General features: G+C 73.0%; 14 protein-coding genes. 8 read left to right on the forward strand and 6 right to left on the reverse strand.

Annotation, left to right across the window (positions count from 1 at the left end; translation table 11 throughout):
- The 4 genes from JAO84_RS18270 (at nucleotide 1) to JAO84_RS18285 (ending at nucleotide 4,255) form a co-directional block, all read left to right on the forward strand.
- Nucleotides 1-1,668 carry a hypothetical protein gene (locus JAO84_RS18270; RefSeq protein ID WP_370413835.1) on the forward strand — a complete coding sequence of 556 codons (1,668 nt, stop codon included), beginning with the start codon at nucleotides 1-3 and terminating at the stop codon, nucleotides 1,666-1,668.
- 1 nt (nucleotide 1,669) lies between these two features.
- Nucleotides 1,670-2,725, forward strand: coding sequence for a thiopeptide-type bacteriocin biosynthesis protein (locus tag JAO84_RS18275; RefSeq protein WP_370413836.1), 1,056 nt, complete (start codon nucleotides 1,670-1,672; stop codon nucleotides 2,723-2,725).
- Nucleotides 2,722-3,954, forward strand: a complete 1,233-nt coding sequence (locus tag JAO84_RS18280) for a JmjC domain-containing protein (protein ID WP_370413837.1) — start codon at nucleotides 2,722-2,724, stop codon at nucleotides 3,952-3,954. The genes JAO84_RS18275 and JAO84_RS18280 overlap by 4 nt, the downstream gene beginning before the upstream one ends.
- Before the next feature lie 97 nt (nucleotides 3,955-4,051).
- Nucleotides 4,052-4,255, forward strand: coding sequence for a hypothetical protein (locus JAO84_RS18285; RefSeq protein ID WP_370413838.1), 204 nt, complete (start codon nucleotides 4,052-4,054; stop codon nucleotides 4,253-4,255).
- On the opposite strand, the gene JAO84_RS18290 is transcribed toward JAO84_RS18285, so the two are convergent.
- From JAO84_RS18290 to JAO84_RS18310, 5 genes are all read right to left on the reverse strand, one after another.
- Entirely contained in the window at nucleotides 4,224-4,685 is a 462-nt protein-coding gene (locus JAO84_RS18290; protein ID WP_370413839.1) for a hypothetical protein, read from the reverse strand. The genes JAO84_RS18285 and JAO84_RS18290 overlap by 32 nt on opposite strands.
- A 37-nt stretch (nucleotides 4,686-4,722) precedes the next feature.
- A complete protein-coding gene (locus JAO84_RS18295; protein WP_370416800.1) occupies nucleotides 4,723-5,265 on the reverse strand; it encodes an RNA 2'-phosphotransferase in 543 nt (180 codons plus the stop codon).
- Between the two features lie 117 nt (nucleotides 5,266-5,382).
- The gene (locus JAO84_RS18300; RefSeq protein ID WP_370413840.1) at nucleotides 5,383-6,336 is read right to left on the reverse strand and encodes a MerR family transcriptional regulator; all 954 of its coding nucleotides are present in this window, start codon (nucleotides 6,334-6,336) and stop codon (nucleotides 5,383-5,385) included.
- A 97-nt stretch (nucleotides 6,337-6,433) separates the two neighbouring features.
- Entirely contained in the window at nucleotides 6,434-8,224 is a 1,791-nt protein-coding gene (locus JAO84_RS18305) for an SDR family oxidoreductase (protein WP_370413841.1), read from the reverse strand.
- On the reverse strand, nucleotides 8,224-9,081 hold the full coding sequence (locus JAO84_RS18310; protein ID WP_370413842.1) for a M24 family metallopeptidase: 858 nt from the start codon (nucleotides 9,079-9,081) through the stop codon (nucleotides 8,224-8,226). The genes JAO84_RS18305 and JAO84_RS18310 overlap by 1 nt, the downstream gene beginning before the upstream one ends.
- A gap of 241 nt (nucleotides 9,082-9,322) precedes the next feature.
- Here JAO84_RS18310 and JAO84_RS18315 point away from each other — a divergent pair, with 241 nt between their 5' ends.
- Genes JAO84_RS18315 through JAO84_RS18330 form a run of 4 tightly spaced genes read left to right on the forward strand, consistent with a single transcriptional unit; the run spans nucleotide 9,323 to nucleotide 12,842 of the window.
- Nucleotides 9,323-10,285, forward strand: a complete 963-nt coding sequence (locus tag JAO84_RS18315) for an ABC transporter ATP-binding protein (RefSeq protein ID WP_265861883.1) — start codon at nucleotides 9,323-9,325, stop codon at nucleotides 10,283-10,285.
- Nucleotides 10,282-11,196, forward strand: a complete 915-nt coding sequence (locus tag JAO84_RS18320) for an ABC transporter permease (protein WP_370413843.1) — start codon at nucleotides 10,282-10,284, stop codon at nucleotides 11,194-11,196. The genes JAO84_RS18315 and JAO84_RS18320 overlap by 4 nt, the downstream gene beginning before the upstream one ends.
- Entirely contained in the window at nucleotides 11,193-12,107 is a 915-nt protein-coding gene (locus tag JAO84_RS18325) for an ABC transporter ATP-binding protein (RefSeq protein WP_370413844.1), read from the forward strand. The genes JAO84_RS18320 and JAO84_RS18325 overlap by 4 nt, the downstream gene beginning before the upstream one ends.
- A 15-nt stretch (nucleotides 12,108-12,122) precedes the next feature.
- The gene (locus tag JAO84_RS18330; RefSeq protein ID WP_370413845.1) at nucleotides 12,123-12,842 is read left to right on the forward strand and encodes an ABC transporter permease; all 720 of its coding nucleotides are present in this window, start codon (nucleotides 12,123-12,125) and stop codon (nucleotides 12,840-12,842) included.
- Between the two features lie 31 nt (nucleotides 12,843-12,873).
- Here JAO84_RS18330 and JAO84_RS18335 read toward each other — a convergent pair whose 3' ends face one another.
- Nucleotides 12,874-14,124 carry a CynX/NimT family MFS transporter gene (locus JAO84_RS18335; RefSeq protein WP_370416801.1) on the reverse strand — a complete coding sequence of 417 codons (1,251 nt, stop codon included), beginning with the start codon at nucleotides 14,122-14,124 and terminating at the stop codon, nucleotides 12,874-12,876.
- Nucleotides 14,125-14,142: the final 18 nt, after the last annotated feature.

Consider the following 14,142-nt stretch of genomic DNA (forward strand, 5'->3'; position numbering starts at 1 on the left):
ATGACGACGGACGCCCTGTCCCGCCGTGTGCTGCGCTACGCGCACGCCCAGGGCACGGGCCGCTCCCGCTTCCCGGCGGTCTCCTCGTCCGGCCCGACGGCCGACGCGCTGCCGGACGAGCTCGCCCGCTCGTCCGTCGCCGACAGTGCCGACAGTGCCGACAGTGCGGACGGTGCGGACGGTGCGGACGGTGCGGACGGTGCGGCCGCGACCTCGGCGGATGCCATGCCCCTGCCGTACGGGACGGCGGAGCTGCTGGAGCGCGTCGCGTTCCCGGCGGGCCGACTGCCGGAGCCGGTGACGCGTCCGCTGGAGCGGGCCCTGATCACCGCCTTCGGGCTGCAGCGGGCCGAGCTGACCAACCCGTACTTCGAGCACCGTTCGCTGCCCTCCGTGCGCAGCCTCTTCCCGGTGCACGCCTTCCTGACCGGCGCGGGGCGCGCGGGGCGGCCGCGGGTGCTCGACGTGCACCGGCACGCCTTGGTGGAGCTGCCCGGTCCCGCCGAGGCCGCCGCGGCCGTCGAGGTCGCCGGGACCGGTGACGCCGATGACACTGCTGACGCCGCCGATGCCGGTGCTGCCGGTGCTGCCGGGCGGGTGCTGCTCGCCGGCCGGTACACCCGGCTGCCCGCCTTCTACGGTCCGCTGCGCGGCACGCTCGTCGAGCTGGAACTGGGCATCTCGCTGCGGTCCCTGGCCGTGGCGACGGAGCTGTTCGGGCTCGACGGCCGACTGACCCTGCCGACGTCCGGCGAGGCGCTCGCGGAGCTGGGGCTCGCCACGGAGACCGAGTGGACCTTGCCGCTCGCCTTCGACGTGACGGCGCCCGGGAGCCCGGACCACCCCGCGGCGGCCGTGGCACCCCGTACCGCCGGGCCGCTCACCGGGGACGCGTCCCTGGACGAGGTGCTCGCGGTCAACCGGGCCCAGGCCGCCCCGGCCCGTCCGCTCGCGGACCCGCCGGCCGCCGCGATCGCCCACTCCGCCGCCGTCGGCCGGTCCACCGCCGGTCGCGAGCCGTCCTGGGCCGAGGTCCTGTGGGAGCGCGGGTCCGGCCGGATGCCGCGCGGGCTCACCGGGATGTCCGGACGACTCCGCCGCGTCCCGGAGGGCTCGCTGAGCGGGGCCGTCGCGTGGGCGGCCGTGCCGCCGCCGGGCGAGCTGCTGCGCCGGGTCGCGGAGAAGGTACGGGTCACCGTCGCGGTCCAGGAGACGGACGGCTTCGAGGACGGCGTGTACCGGCTGCACGGCGGCGGGTTCGGTGGCGAGGGCGCGGGCGGGGACCGGGCCGCCGCCCTGGTGCCCCACCGGCTCGCCTCCGGCGTTCCGGCCGTCCTGGAGCGGGACTACGGCTACGGACTGGCCCCGGGCAACGGCTGCGACGTGCGGCACGCGTCCGCCGTGTGGTTCTGCTCGGTGCGTCAGCACGAGCTGGTCGACGAACTCGGCCCCGGGGCCTGGACCCTCGCGCAGTACGTCGCGGGCTGGGTCGCTCAGGGCCTGTGCCTGAACGCAGCGGCGCACGGGTTGTACGCGCGCCCCGTGCGGGCTTTCGACGGCCTGGCCGTCCAGCGGCCGCTGGGACTCGCGCCGGACGAGACGGTGCTGCTGTCGGTCATCAGCGGCACGCCCCGGTTCGCCGGGCTGCCCCTGGATCTGAGGCTGTGACATGAGCGATGAGACGAGGAGCGACACGAGCGGCGACACGAGCGCCGACCCGAGCCGCGACACGAACTGGAATTCCTGGCATCTTCACCTGGCGTCCGCCGACCGGGCGGTCGCCGACCGCGTCGTCACCGACGTGCTGGGTCCCGCCGTGGCCGGACTGCCTTCCGGCAGCTGGTTCTTCGTGCGCTACTGGCAGGCCGGGCCGCACCTGCGGCTGCGCGTCCGCGATCTGGACGAGGCGGGTGCCCGCCGACTGCGGGCCGGCCTCACGGACCGCCTCGCCGAGGCGGGTGCGCTGCGCGACGGCGAGGATCCGCTCGACCCGGAGCGCTTCGCCGGTCAGTCGCGGCGCCTCGCCGCCGCCGGCGAGGGCGGTGTCCCCGTCGAGGAACGGGAGTTGCTGCCACCCGGCGTGCACCCGAGCCCGTACGTCCCCGAGGAGGAGCGTTACGGCGGAGCCGCCCACATGGCCGCGTCCGAGGCGCTGTTCGGCACGTCGAGCGAACTGTGCCTGGCGTTCCTGCGCGCCCGGCCCTCGGACCGGGCCCGCTCGGGGCTCGCGCTGCGAGCCGTCGCCTGCGCGGCCTCGCTGCTCGACGCGCCGCGGTTCGCCGCATTCGGCGCGGCCTCGTGGCGTGAGTGGGCGGGCCGGGCCGGATACCCGGAGGCGGCGCTGCGGGCGGTGGACGCGGAATGCGCCGCTGCCGCGGAGCGGCTGGCCGCCGCCGGGCGCGATCCGCTCGCCGAGGGCGCCGCGGCCGGGGCGCTGGGCCCGCTGCGGGCCTGGCGGGAGTCCCTCGCCGAGAACGTCGTCGAGCGCCACGACCCGGCCGACCCGCGCACCGCGCGGGTCGTGTTCTCCCACGTCCACATGCTGCACAACCGGCTGGGCCTGAGCACGCTCGACGAGCTGCGCGGCTATCTGCTCCTGGCCGGGTCCGCCTCCGCATCCGCCTCCGCATCCGCCTCCGCCTCCCCATCCACTTCTTCCCCGATCTCCCTCCCGAGCCCTTCCCTCCCGAGCCCTTCCCTTCCGACCGCTGCGAGGACGGCATGACCGCCACCACCCCCACCGCCCTGTCCCGTCTCTCCGCGCCCGTCTTCGACGCGCTCGGCAGGCTGACGGCCGACCCCGCCGCCTTCCGGGCCGCCCCGCCCGCCGAGCCGGTGGTCTTCCGGTGCGCCGAGGGCTTCGCCGACCTGTTCGGCTGGGCGGCGCTCGACTCCGTACTCGCCGACGGCGGCCGCCGGGTGCCGGAGTTCCGGGTCATCCGGGACGGCGCCCAGATCGCCGAGCAGCGGTACACCCGCGCGACCCTGATGCGGACGGATGCCCCGGACGTGCGGAAGACCGCCGGCGAACTCGCCGAGGGAGCCTCCCTGGTGATGCAGGGCCTCCAGGAGTACAGCGAGCCGATCGCCCGGTTCACCCGCGCGCTGGCGCACGACATGGCCCGTCCGGTGCACGTCAACGCCTACGTCACGCCGCCCAAGTCACAGGGTTTCGCCGACCACTTCGACCCGCGTGACGCCTTCATCGTGCAGGTGGCGGGGACCAAGCGGTGGACGCTGCGGGAGCCGGTGCTGCGGCGGCCGCTGGCCCACGAGTCGTGGGACCGGCTGCGCGAGCGCGGCGAGTGGGACACGGCGCGCCTGGAGGCCCTGGAGCCGTGGCGGGAGGTGCTCCTCGAACCGGGTGACGTGCTGTGGCTGCCGGGCGGCTGGGTGCACTCGGCGCGCAGCGAGGGCGTCTCGTCGCTGCACCTCACGCTGAGCCTGACCGCGTGGACCGAGCACTGGGCCGTGGGGCAGCTGCTCTCGCGGATCGTGGACGTACCGGGGCGGACGGCGCTGCCGGCCGACTTCGTACGGGACCCGCGGACGGCGGCGGAGGCGGTGGCCGCGCTGCGCCGCGGTCTCGCGGACTGGTTCGAGGAGAGCTCGGACGACGAGATCGCGAGCTTTCTGCGGACGGCGGCGATCCGGGAGTTCCCGGCGCCGCCGCGCCAGGTGTCCGCGGTGCTCAGCGACGACGCGCTGCCGGAGGGGACCGTGTTCACGGTGCATCGCGACGCCGTCCTCGGCGCGGAACGGGACGGCGAGCGGCTTCTGCTCCGGCTGGCCGACCGCGTGCTCGCACTGCCGGTGACCGCGGCTCCGGCCCTGGAGGCCCTGCTGTGCCGGGAGCGCTTCACGCTCGGCGAGCCGACGGCCGACGGCGGCTCCGCCGTGAGCGAGGACGTCGTCCGCCTGCTGTGGCGCGAGGGCCTGGTCTCCCGCGCCTGACCCCGTCCGCCCCGGCGGCTACGTCCTGTCCGGCGGCCATGTCCGGCCGGCCGGTCCGCCTCCGTCCACCCCCACCAACAGCTGTCGAGGAGTTCCCGTGCGTCGTCGCATACTCGTCGTCTTCCTGACGATCGCCGTCACCCTGGGTGGTGTCATCGCCCTCGGCCTGCTGCCGCGCGAGGCGCAGCCGCTGCCCCGCATCCTCGTGCTCGCGGCAGGCATCACCGCCGTGATCATGACGCTGCGTTCCCGTCCCGCGGCGCGGGAGGTCAGCGGACCTGCCGGGAGAGCCAGGGGGTGAGGGTGCCGCGGAGGACGAGTTCCTTGTAGGTCTCGTCGCCGGGGAGGGGGACGATCAGCCACCAGCCGGGCGGGAGGAAACGGCCCTTCACGTGGGCGAGGCCGCCGTGCACGGAGCGGAGGAAGGCGGGGGCGGAGTCGCGCGGGATGTCGTCGAAGACGATGCCGTCGACGGTGATCTGGGCGTCGTCCTCGGGGTAGAGGCGGACGGTGACGGAGGGGGAGCCGCCGAGCTCGACGAAGGCCTCGTGAGGGAGGGAGCCGTCCGGGTCGAGGACGGTGAAGACGCCGGCGGAGGTGCGGCGGGAGGTCTGGTCGGCGCCGATGTCGTCGGTGACCGTCATCTCCAGGTTCAGTTCCTCGGCGACGGCGCGGATCGCTCCGACGGCCGATTCGGTCGTGGGCAGGTGCGGGTGCCGGTGTCGTCCCATGGGAACGATCATGCCCGACGGCCGGCCGGGGGCGGGTTCAGCCGGGGAAGCGGATGAACTCCGGCGGTACGGAGTCGGTGAGCCAGACGCCGTTGGCGCTGATGTGGAAGACATGGCCGGCCCGGTGCATCGCGCCCGCGTCGACGCTGAGCACGAGGGGGCGGCCGCGGCGGGCGCCGACCCGGGTGGCGGTCTCGCGGTCGGGCGAGAGGTGGACGTGGTGGCGGGCCATGGGGCGCAGGCCTTCGGTCCGGATGGCGGGGAGCCGGTCGGCGACCGTACCGTGGTAGAGGTACGCGGGCGGCTCGGCGGGCGGCAGGTCCAGGTCGACCGGGACGGTGTGGCCCTGGCTGGCCCGGATCCGGGTGCCTTCGATCGCGAAGCGCTTCTTGTCGTTGGCGGCGACGACGTGGTCAAGCTCGGCGCGGGTGATCGGGAAGCCGTGCGCGGCGGCGGCCGCGAGGAGCGTCTCGATCTCGGTCCAGCCGTGCGGGTCGAGGACCAGTCCGATGCGCTCGGGCTGGTGACGCAGATGCTTCGAGAGGTACTTCGACACCTTTACGGTGCGTCTCTCGTCCACGGGGTGTTTTTCGTCGTTCATGAAATCCATTGAAGCCGTAGGTTTGTTCCACAGCCAAGTGGGTTTTTCCACAGGGTAGTTGGCGATTCTGTGGACAACGGCCCTGCGGAATGAGGCCTATTGGGTGATTTGGCTATCCTTTACGGCGTTTGAGGCAAGGGTATCCAATGTTCTTGTCTGTACCTCTCGTTCGGCCGCCGCAGTGACAAACGCCGCCACGTTCTCCGCGCCAACCAGCTTCTCCACGGCCCGAATCGTCTCCGTCGGCAGCGTCACCGCGCGCGGCTCGCGCCCCTCCGGCGGCGGGTTGTCCCAGGACAGGTGGTGCTGGAGGTGCCGGGTGGCGAACAGACGCATCGCCCGCGCCAGTTCGGCGTCCACCGTCTGCTGGGCCAGCGGCCGCAGCCGCCGTACCAGGGTCGCCGCCTCGGCCGCGTCGGCGTCCGTCGGCGGGCGGTGCTCCAGATAGCGGGCGAAGACGTGCTCGCTGGTGAACTCCAGGAAGCGGGAGGCGATGTGCTCGACCTGACCGCGAAGTTCCCGAAGATGGCCGGTGATTGCGGCGAGCGGAACGCCCGCCGCGTACAACTCGGCCGCCACCGCCAGCTCCTGGGGGCTGGGCACGAGGTACTCCTCGGTCTCCCGGTCCGGGATGCGCTCCAGGACCCCGAGCTCGATCGCCTCGCGGACCGCGTCCTCGTCGGGGGTGCCGCCGAAGCGGGCGTCGAGGTCGGCGCGGGAGATCCGGTCGGCCTCCTCGTCCGTCCACGGGCCGTCGACCTCGGCCACCAGGCCGAGCACCCCGCCGAGTCCGCGCCCGGTGTCCCAGGCCTCCAGGAGCTCCTTGATGGAGGCCAGGGTGTAGCCGCGGTCGAGCAGGTCGGCGATCTGGCGCAGCCGGGCCAGATGGCTGTCCCCGTACACGTTCGACCTGCCCCGCCGCTCCGGGCGGGGCAGCAGTCCGCGGTCCTGGTAGGCGCGGATCGTTCGCACGGTGGCCCCGCTGTGATGGGCCAGATCCTCGATCCGGTACTCCGGCTGTGCCGCCCGCTCGGACAAACCCGTTCCCATCGCCCGCTCCCTTCACCCGTCGAGGGATGGTACGACTGCCCCGCCCGACCCCGTCCCGCCCCGTCCCCTCCTGCTCCGCCCCGCCCCGTCCTGCGCCCTACGCCGGCGGCCGCACCCGGGCGAGCGCCCGCAGGGCGCCCGGGGCGAACCGGGACAGCAGATGGGCGCCGCGGGCCTCCGGGGTGACCGGGACGACGGCCTCGTCGCGCAGCACCGCGCGCAGGATCGCGTCCGCGACCTTCTCCGGCGGGTAGTTGCGCATCCCGTAGAGGCGCGAGACCTTCTGCTGCCGCCGCTTCTCCTCGGCCTCGTCGGTCACCCCGGCGAACCGCGCGGTCGACGTGATGTTGGTGTTCACGATGCCCGGGCAGATCGCCGAGACGCCGATGCCCTGCTCCGCCAGCTCGGCCCGCAGGCACTCGCTCAGCATCAGCACCGCCGCCTTCGACGTGCTGTACGCCGGGAGCGCGCGGGAGGGCTGGAAGGCCGCCGCCGAGGCCGTGTTGACGATGTGGCCGCCCTGGCCGCGCGCCGCCATCTGGCCGCCGAAGATCCGGCAGCCGTGGATCACGCCCCACAGATTGACGTCGAGGACCCGCTGCCACTCCTCGCTGGTGGTCTCGAAGAACGAGCCGGTGAGCCCGATGCCCGCGTTGTTGACCAGCACGTCCACCACGCCGTACTCGCTCGCCACCTTCGCGGCCAGCTTCTCCATCGCCTGCTCGTCGGAGACGTCGACGGTCTCGCCCCAGGCCTCCGGCGCCCCGATCAGCCGGGACATCTCGGCCGTACGGGCCGCGCCCTCGGTGTCCCGGTCCACCGCGATCACCCGGGCGCCGGCCTCCGCGAAGGCGAAGGCGGTGGCCCGGCCGATGCCGCTGGCCGCGCCGGTCACCAGGACCAGCTGCCCGCCGAAGCGCTCCGCGTACTCCGGGCGCACGTCGCCCTTCGGCGCCGGGCGCGGGGCCCTGGTCGCCGGGTCCTCGTTCGCCTCGACGAACTCGGTGATCCACGCGGCCAGTTGGTCGGGTCGGGTGCGCGGCACCCAGTGCTTGGCGGGCAGGGTGCGGCGGGTCAGGTCCGGCACCCAGTCGGCCAGGTCGTCGTAGAGCCGCTCGGAGAGGAAGGCGTCGCCGGTCGGCGTGATCAGCTGCACGGGCGCGTGCGCGAAGGCGTCGGCGCGCGGCCGGGTCAGCCGGGCCCGCACATTGTCCCGGTACAGCCAGGCTCCGGTGGCCGCGTCGCCGGGCAGCGAGGGCGTCGGGTAGGCGCCGGCCGGGACCTTCTCCATCCGCTCCAGGAGCTTCGGCCAGCGCTTGCCGAGCGGCCCGCGCCAGGCCAGCTCGGGCAGCACGGGGGTGTGCAGCATGTACACGTACCAGGACTTGGCGCCCTGGCCGAGGAGCTGGCCGACCCGGCGCGGGGTGGGCCGGGTCATCCGGGTCTTGATCCAGTGCCCGAAGTGGTCGAGCGACGGCCCGGACATCGAGGTGAAGGAGGCGATCCGGCCCTCGGTGCGGGGCACCGTCACGAACTCCCAGGACTGCACCGAGCCCCAGTCGTGCCCGACCAGGTGGACCGGCCGGTCCGGGCTCACCGCGTCCGCGACGGCCAGGAAGTCGTCGGTCAGCTTCTCCAGGGTGAAGCCGCCGCGCAGCGGGGTCGGCGCGGTCGACCGACCGTGGCCCCGCACGTCGTACAGCACCACGTGGAAGCGCTCGGCGAGCCGGGTCGCGACCTCCGACCAGACCTCCTTGGAGTCCGGGTAGCCGTGCACGAGCAGCACCGTGGGGCGGTCCGCGTCCCCCAGCTCGGCCACGCACAGCTCGATCCCGCCGGTGCGGACCCGGCGCTCGCGCGCCTCGTTCAGCCCTGCGATCCCCGCCATCAGGCTGCCGTCCCTTCCTCGTTCCAGCGCCGCACGTGCGGCAGGTCGTCGTCCAGCCAGAAAGCGCTCTGCTCGGGGTCCTTGGAGTCGGTGACGACCAGGATCTCCTCGAACTTCGCGCCCGTACCCCGGAATCCGAGGTGCGGCTCGACCGCCCACAGGCCCGGCCTGGGCGGGTGGTCGGAGAACTTGTACGGCGACCAGAGCGGCGACCAGCCGTCGCGGTGGCCGTGCAGGGCGTCGCTCGCCAGGCCCTTGAGGGACTGGGTGCCGAAGCCGAACAGGGTCGGCGCCCAGCGGCGCTCCTTGACCCGGTCGATCTTGTGGGCGATGACGCCGAAGGGATAGGCCCGGTGCCGGTTCGCATAGCCCTGGCGGACCATGAGCCGGTCCACGTCCTCGTATATCTCCCGCAGCGTGCGGCGCTCGCGCACCTCACGCAGGATCAGCTCGCGGTGGTCCTTCAGATCGGCGAGCAGCTTGTCGTGGACCGGGTTGAGGCCCAGGCAGCCGGAGTAGCCGATGTCGGCGGTGTGGCCCTTGTAGACGGGCGCCATGTCGAGGATGAACGGCATCCCGGCCTCAAGGCGCTTGTTCGTGGGGAAGAACTGCAGCGGGATCTTGAAGTCGACGAAGGCCGTGCGGTCGCCGAACCAGGCGAACGGGCGGTGGAACCAGTCCTTCACCCCTCGCGCGTACAGCCACTCGCGCTGCATCCGGGCCGCCTCGCGCTCGGTCACACCGGGCTTGAGCTGGGCCGCGACGGCCTCCGCGCACTCGTACGAGAGGCGCTGGACCTCTCTGAAACCCCGCAGTTCCGTGGTGAGCCCGCCCATCACCGCACCTGCCGATGCCATGCCACCCCGCCCGTCCGTGTGTGAGCGCGCGTGAGCATCCGGTAGCCCTACGCGTCCGTAACTTGACATCGATGAATGTGACAATGCCCGGCGGCTGCGTCAAGGGGTGTGCACCGCCCCTGTGGAAAACGAGACCTTCGTCGTCGCTCCCGTACGGGCTTGTACTCCTGGAGTCGGACAAGGATCGAGCCGTTGGTCTGACGACTCGCGTGACGCACACCACTACCGTCGAAGCGTGACTGTGATCGCCACCGAAAGCCTCAGCAAGCGGTTCCCCCGGGTGACCGCTCTCGACCGGCTCTCCCTGGACATCGGGCCCGGTGTGACCGGACTGGTGGGTGCCAACGGAGCCGGCAAGTCCACGATGATCAAAATCCTGCTCGGTCTGTCCCCGGCCACGGAGGGCCGCGCCGAAGTCCTCGGACTCGACGTCGCCACCGCCGGCGCCCAGATCCGCGAGCGGGTCGGCTACATGCCGGAGCACGACTGCCTGCCGCCCGACGTCTCGGCCACCGAGTTCGTCGTGCACATGGCGCGCATGTCCGGGCTCCCGCCGGCCGCCGCCCGCGAGCGCACCGCGGACACCCTGCGCCATGTCGGCCTGTACGAGGAGCGCTACCGCCCGATGGGCGGCTACTCGACCGGCATGAAGCAGCGGGTGAAGCTGGCCCAGGCCCTGGTCCACGACCCGCAGCTGGTGCTGCTCGACGAGCCGACGAACGGCCTGGACCCGGTCGGCCGCGACGACATGCTCGGCCTGATCCGCCGGGTGTGGACCGACTTCGGCATCTCCGTCCTCGTCACCTCGCACCTGCTCGGCGAACTGGAGCGCACCTGCGACCACGTCGTCGTCATCGACGGCGGCCGGCTGCTCCGCTCCAGCTCCACCAGCGACTTCACCCGCACCACCACGACCCTCGCGGTCGAGGTCACCGACTCCGACGCCCACCCCGACGGCACGGAGGCGCTGCGCGCCGCCCTCACCGCCGCCGGCGTCACCCTGCACCCCGGCGTCGAGGACGGCCTGCCGGGCGCCGGGCACATCCTGCTCCTGGAAGCCTCCGGCGACGAGACCTACGACCTGGTCCGCGACACCGTCGCCGGCCTCGGCCTCGGCCTGGTGCGCATGGAGCAGCGCCGCCACCACATCGCCGAGGTCTTCAAGACGCAGCAGCAGGAGCAGGAGGAGGTGCCGGCGCGATGAGCACCCAGACCCCCGGGCCCGTCCAGGCCACCGACACCAGCCGGATCCACAACATCGGCTACCGCAGCTACGACGGACCGCGGCTCGGCCGCTCCGCCGCCCGCCGCGCCCTGTTCTCGCAGTCGCTGCGCGGCGCCTACGGCCTCGGCCGCAGCGCCAAGTCCAAGGTGCTGCCGATGCTGCTGTTCGCGGTGATGTGCGTGCCCGCGCTGATCATCGTCGCGGTCGCCGTCGTCACCAAGTCCTCGAAGCTGTCGATCGAGTACACGCAGTACGCGATCTTCCTCCAGATGGTCATCGGGATCTTCGTGGCCGCCCAGGCCCCGCAGTCCGTCTCCCGCGACCTGCGCTTCCGGACCGTGCCGCTGTACTTCGCCCGCCCGATCGAGCGCGTGGACTACGTCCTCGCCAAGTACGGGGCGATGGCCTCGGCGCTGTTCATCCTGACCGCCGCACCGCTGCTGATCATGTGGATCGGCTCGCTGCTCGCCAAGATGGACTTCGCGGACCAGACGCAGATGTTCGGCCAGGGCCTGGTGTCCGTGGCGCTGCTCTCGTTGCTCTTCGGCGGCATCGGCCTCGTCATGGCGGCCCTCACCCCGCGCCGCGGCTTCGGCGTCGCCGCCGTCATCGCCGCCCTGGTGATCACCTACGGAGCGGTCTCCACCCTCCAGGGCATCGCTTACGGCACGGACAACGTGGGCGCCGTCAAGTGGATCGGCCTGTTCTCGCCGATCACCCTCATCGGCGGCGTGCAGGACGCCTTCCTCGGCGCGCCCACCCAGGCCCCCGGCGGGGAGGCCGCGGCCCCCGGCACCGCGGTCGGCGTGGTCTACCTGCTGGTCGTCCTCGCGCTCATCGCCGGTTCGTACGGCGTGCTGATGCGCCGCTACCGAAAGGTCGGGCTGTGACCACCCTGAACATCGACCACGCCTCGCGCTGGTTCGGCAACGTCGTGGCCGTCAACGACGTCACCATGACCGTCGGTCCCGGTGTCACCGGCCTGCTCGGCCCCAACGGCGCCGGCAAGTCCACCCTGATCAACATGATGGGCGGCTTCCTCGCCCCCTCCACCGGCACCGTCACCCTCGACGGCGCGGCGATCTGGCGCAACGAGTCGGTCTACCGGCAGATCGGCGTCGTCCCCGAGCGGGAGGCGATGTACGACTTCCTCACCGGCCGCGAATTCGTCGTCGCCAACGCCGAGTTGCAGGGCCTCGGCGACGCGGAGGCCCAGAAGGCCCTCGCCACCGTGGAGATGGAGTACGCGCAGGACCGCAAGATCGCCACGTACAGCAAGGGCATGCGGCAGCGCGTGAAGATGGCCTCCGCCCTCGTGCACGAGCCGTCCGTGCTGCTGCTCGACGAGCCGTTCAACGGCATGGACCCGCGCCAGCGCATGCAACTCATGGAGCTGCTGCGGCGGATGGGCGCCGAGGGCCGCACCGTGCTGTTCTCCTCGCACATCCTGGAGGAGGTCGAGCAGCTCGCCTCGCACATCGAGGTGATCGTCGCCGGCCGGCACGCGGCCTCCGGCGACTTCCGCCGGATCCGCCGCCTGATGACCGACCGGCCGCACCGCTATCTGGTCCGCTCCAGCGACGACCGGGAGCTCGCGGCGGCGCTGATCGCCGACCCGTCGACGGCCGGCATCGAGGTCGAGCACGGCGCCGAGGGCGGACTGCGCATCCAGGCCGTGGACTTCGGCCGGTTCACCGAGCTGCTGCCGAAGGTCGCCAAGGAGCGCGGCATCCGGCTCCTCACGGTCTCGCCCTCGGACGAGTCCCTCGAATCCGTCTTCTCGTATCTCGTAGCGGCCTGAAAGGAGCCCCGACCGATGTACAACCCCACTGTCGCCCGGCTCACCTACCGGGCCCTGCTCGGCCGCCGGCGGGCGCTGATCCTGTTCGCGCTGCCCGCGCTGCTCATCCTGATCGCCGCGGCGATCCGCGCCTTCAACGGCGCGGACGACCAGGTCGCGGCCGATGTCCTCGGCGGCTTCGCGCTCGCCACCATGGTGCCGCTGATCGGCGTGATCGCCGGCACCGGCGCGATCGGCCCGGAGATCGACGACGGCTCGATCGTCTATCTCCTGTCCAAGCCGGTGAAACGGCCCACGATCATCTTCACCAAGCTGATCGTCGCCATCGCGGTCACGATGGTCTTCTCCGCCGTGCCCACCCTGATCGCCGGCTTCGTCCTCAACGGCAACGGGCAGCAGGTCGCCGTCGCCTACACCGTGGCGGCCCTGGTGGCCTCCATCGCGTACAGCGCGCTCTTCCTGCTGCTCGGCACGGTCAGCCGGCACGCCGTGGTGATCGGACTGGTCTACGCGCTGGTGTGGGAGGCCCTGTTCGGCTCCCTCATCTCGGGCGCCCGCACCCTCAGCGTCCAGCAGTGGGCGCTCGCCCTCGCGGAGAAGGTCACCGGCGACAGCCTGATCAGCTCCGAGGTGTCCCTGCCCACCGCGATAGCGCTGCTTGTCGCCGTGACCATCGGCGCCACCTGGTTCGCGGGCCACAAGCTGCGCACGCTGACGCTGGCGGGCGAGGAGTAGCCGGACCCGGGGTCCGGAACCGGACGGTGGTTCAGACCGTACGGTTCCGGGCCGCGAGCAGGCCCAGGGCGAGGGCCGCCGCGCAGACGCCGAGAACGGCGGCGATCGGCGGGGTCCAGGAGCCGGTGGCCTGGTGGAGGGCGCCGGCGGCCAGCGGGCCGGCCGCGGCGAGGAGATAGCCGACGGTCTGCGCCATCCCGGAGAGCCGGGCGGCGGTCGCCGCGTCGCCCGAGCGCAGCACGATCAGGGTGAGGGCCAGGCCCACCGCCCCGCCCTGGCCGACGCCGAGCACCGCCGACCACAGCCAGGCGCCCTGCACCGGGGCCACCATGAGGCCCGCGTATCCGGCGGCGACCAGCGTCGTCACCAGGACGATCAGCGGCCGCTGACCGCGCATCCGCCCGGCGAGCAGCGGCACCGCGAAGGCGCCCGCGACCTGGATCAGATTGTTGAAGGCGAAGATCACCCCGGCCGTCGAGCGGCTCATCCCGTGGTCGGTGAAGATCGTCGGCATCCAGGCGATCAGCACGTACGACCACAGCGACTGAAGGCCCATGAACAGGGTCACCTGCCAGGCGAGCGCCGAGCGCCACACGTTCACCGGCCGGGCGGCGTCGGCCGGGACGGCCCGTACCGGCTCGGCCGCCCGCCCCGTCCCGCCCCGGGCGACCAGCACCTGCGGCAGCCAGGCGAGCGCCGCCACGGCCGCGAGCAGCGACCAGACGCCGAGGGAGGCCTGCCAGCCGCCGAGCGACCGCTCCAGGGGGACCGAGGCGGCGGCGACGACGGTGGCGCCCGCGATCATGGCGCCCGTGTAGACGGAGGTCATGGACGCGGCGCGGTCCGGGAAGTCCCGCTTGATCAGGCCCGGCATCAGCACGTTGAGCAGGGCGATGGCGGTGCCGACCAGGACGCCGCCGCCGTAGAGCGCGGCCGCCGAGGGCAGGATCCGCACCAGGATGCCGACGCCGAGCAGCAGCAGCGCCGCGAACAGCACCCGCTCGGCGCCGAAACGCCGGCCCAGCCAGGGCGCCACCAGCGCGCCGAGCCCCAGGAACAGCACCGGCACCGAGGTCACCAGGGAACTCGCCGCCGAGGACAGTCCGTACGTCTCCGCCAGCTCGCTCACCAGCGGCGACACGCTCGCGAGCGCGGCCCGCATGTTCAGCGAGGCCAGCACGATCCCGACCAGCAGGAGCGCCGGGTGCCGCAGCAGCGCCCACCGGGAAGCAGCGCCCCCGGTCCCGGCCTCCGCCTCGACAACCGGCGGGGCTGCGTCCATAAGGCCGGGGCCGGGGCC

It is taken from the genome of Streptomyces fradiae (assembly GCF_041270065.1).
Classification (GTDB): domain Bacteria; phylum Actinomycetota; class Actinomycetes; order Streptomycetales; family Streptomycetaceae; genus Streptomyces.

Excerpts from the sequence above, each read along its gene's own strand:
- JAO84_RS18270 (WP_370413835.1), top strand. The coding sequence starts at position 1 with ATGACGACGGACGCCCTGTCCCGCCGTGTGCTGCGCTACGCGCACGCC.
- JAO84_RS18275 (WP_370413836.1), top strand. The coding sequence starts at position 1,670 with ATGAGCGATGAGACGAGGAGCGACACGAGCGGCGACACGAGCGCCGAC.
- JAO84_RS18280 (WP_370413837.1), top strand. The coding sequence starts at position 2,722 with ATGACCGCCACCACCCCCACCGCCCTGTCCCGTCTCTCCGCGCCCGTC.
- JAO84_RS18290 (WP_370413839.1), bottom strand. The coding sequence starts at position 4,685 with ATGGGACGACACCGGCACCCGCACCTGCCCACGACCGAATCGGCCGTC.
- JAO84_RS18300 (WP_370413840.1), bottom strand. The coding sequence starts at position 6,336 with ATGGGAACGGGTTTGTCCGAGCGGGCGGCACAGCCGGAGTACCGGATC.
- JAO84_RS18305 (WP_370413841.1), bottom strand. The coding sequence starts at position 8,224 with ATGGCGGGGATCGCAGGGCTGAACGAGGCGCGCGAGCGCCGGGTCCGC.
- JAO84_RS18310 (WP_370413842.1), bottom strand. The coding sequence starts at position 9,081 with ATGGCATCGGCAGGTGCGGTGATGGGCGGGCTCACCACGGAACTGCGG.
- JAO84_RS18320 (WP_370413843.1), top strand. The coding sequence starts at position 10,282 with ATGAGCACCCAGACCCCCGGGCCCGTCCAGGCCACCGACACCAGCCGG.
- JAO84_RS18330 (WP_370413845.1), top strand. The coding sequence starts at position 12,123 with ATGTACAACCCCACTGTCGCCCGGCTCACCTACCGGGCCCTGCTCGGC.
- JAO84_RS18335 (WP_370416801.1), bottom strand. The coding sequence starts at position 14,124 with ATGGACGCAGCCCCGCCGGTTGTCGAGGCGGAGGCCGGGACCGGGGGC.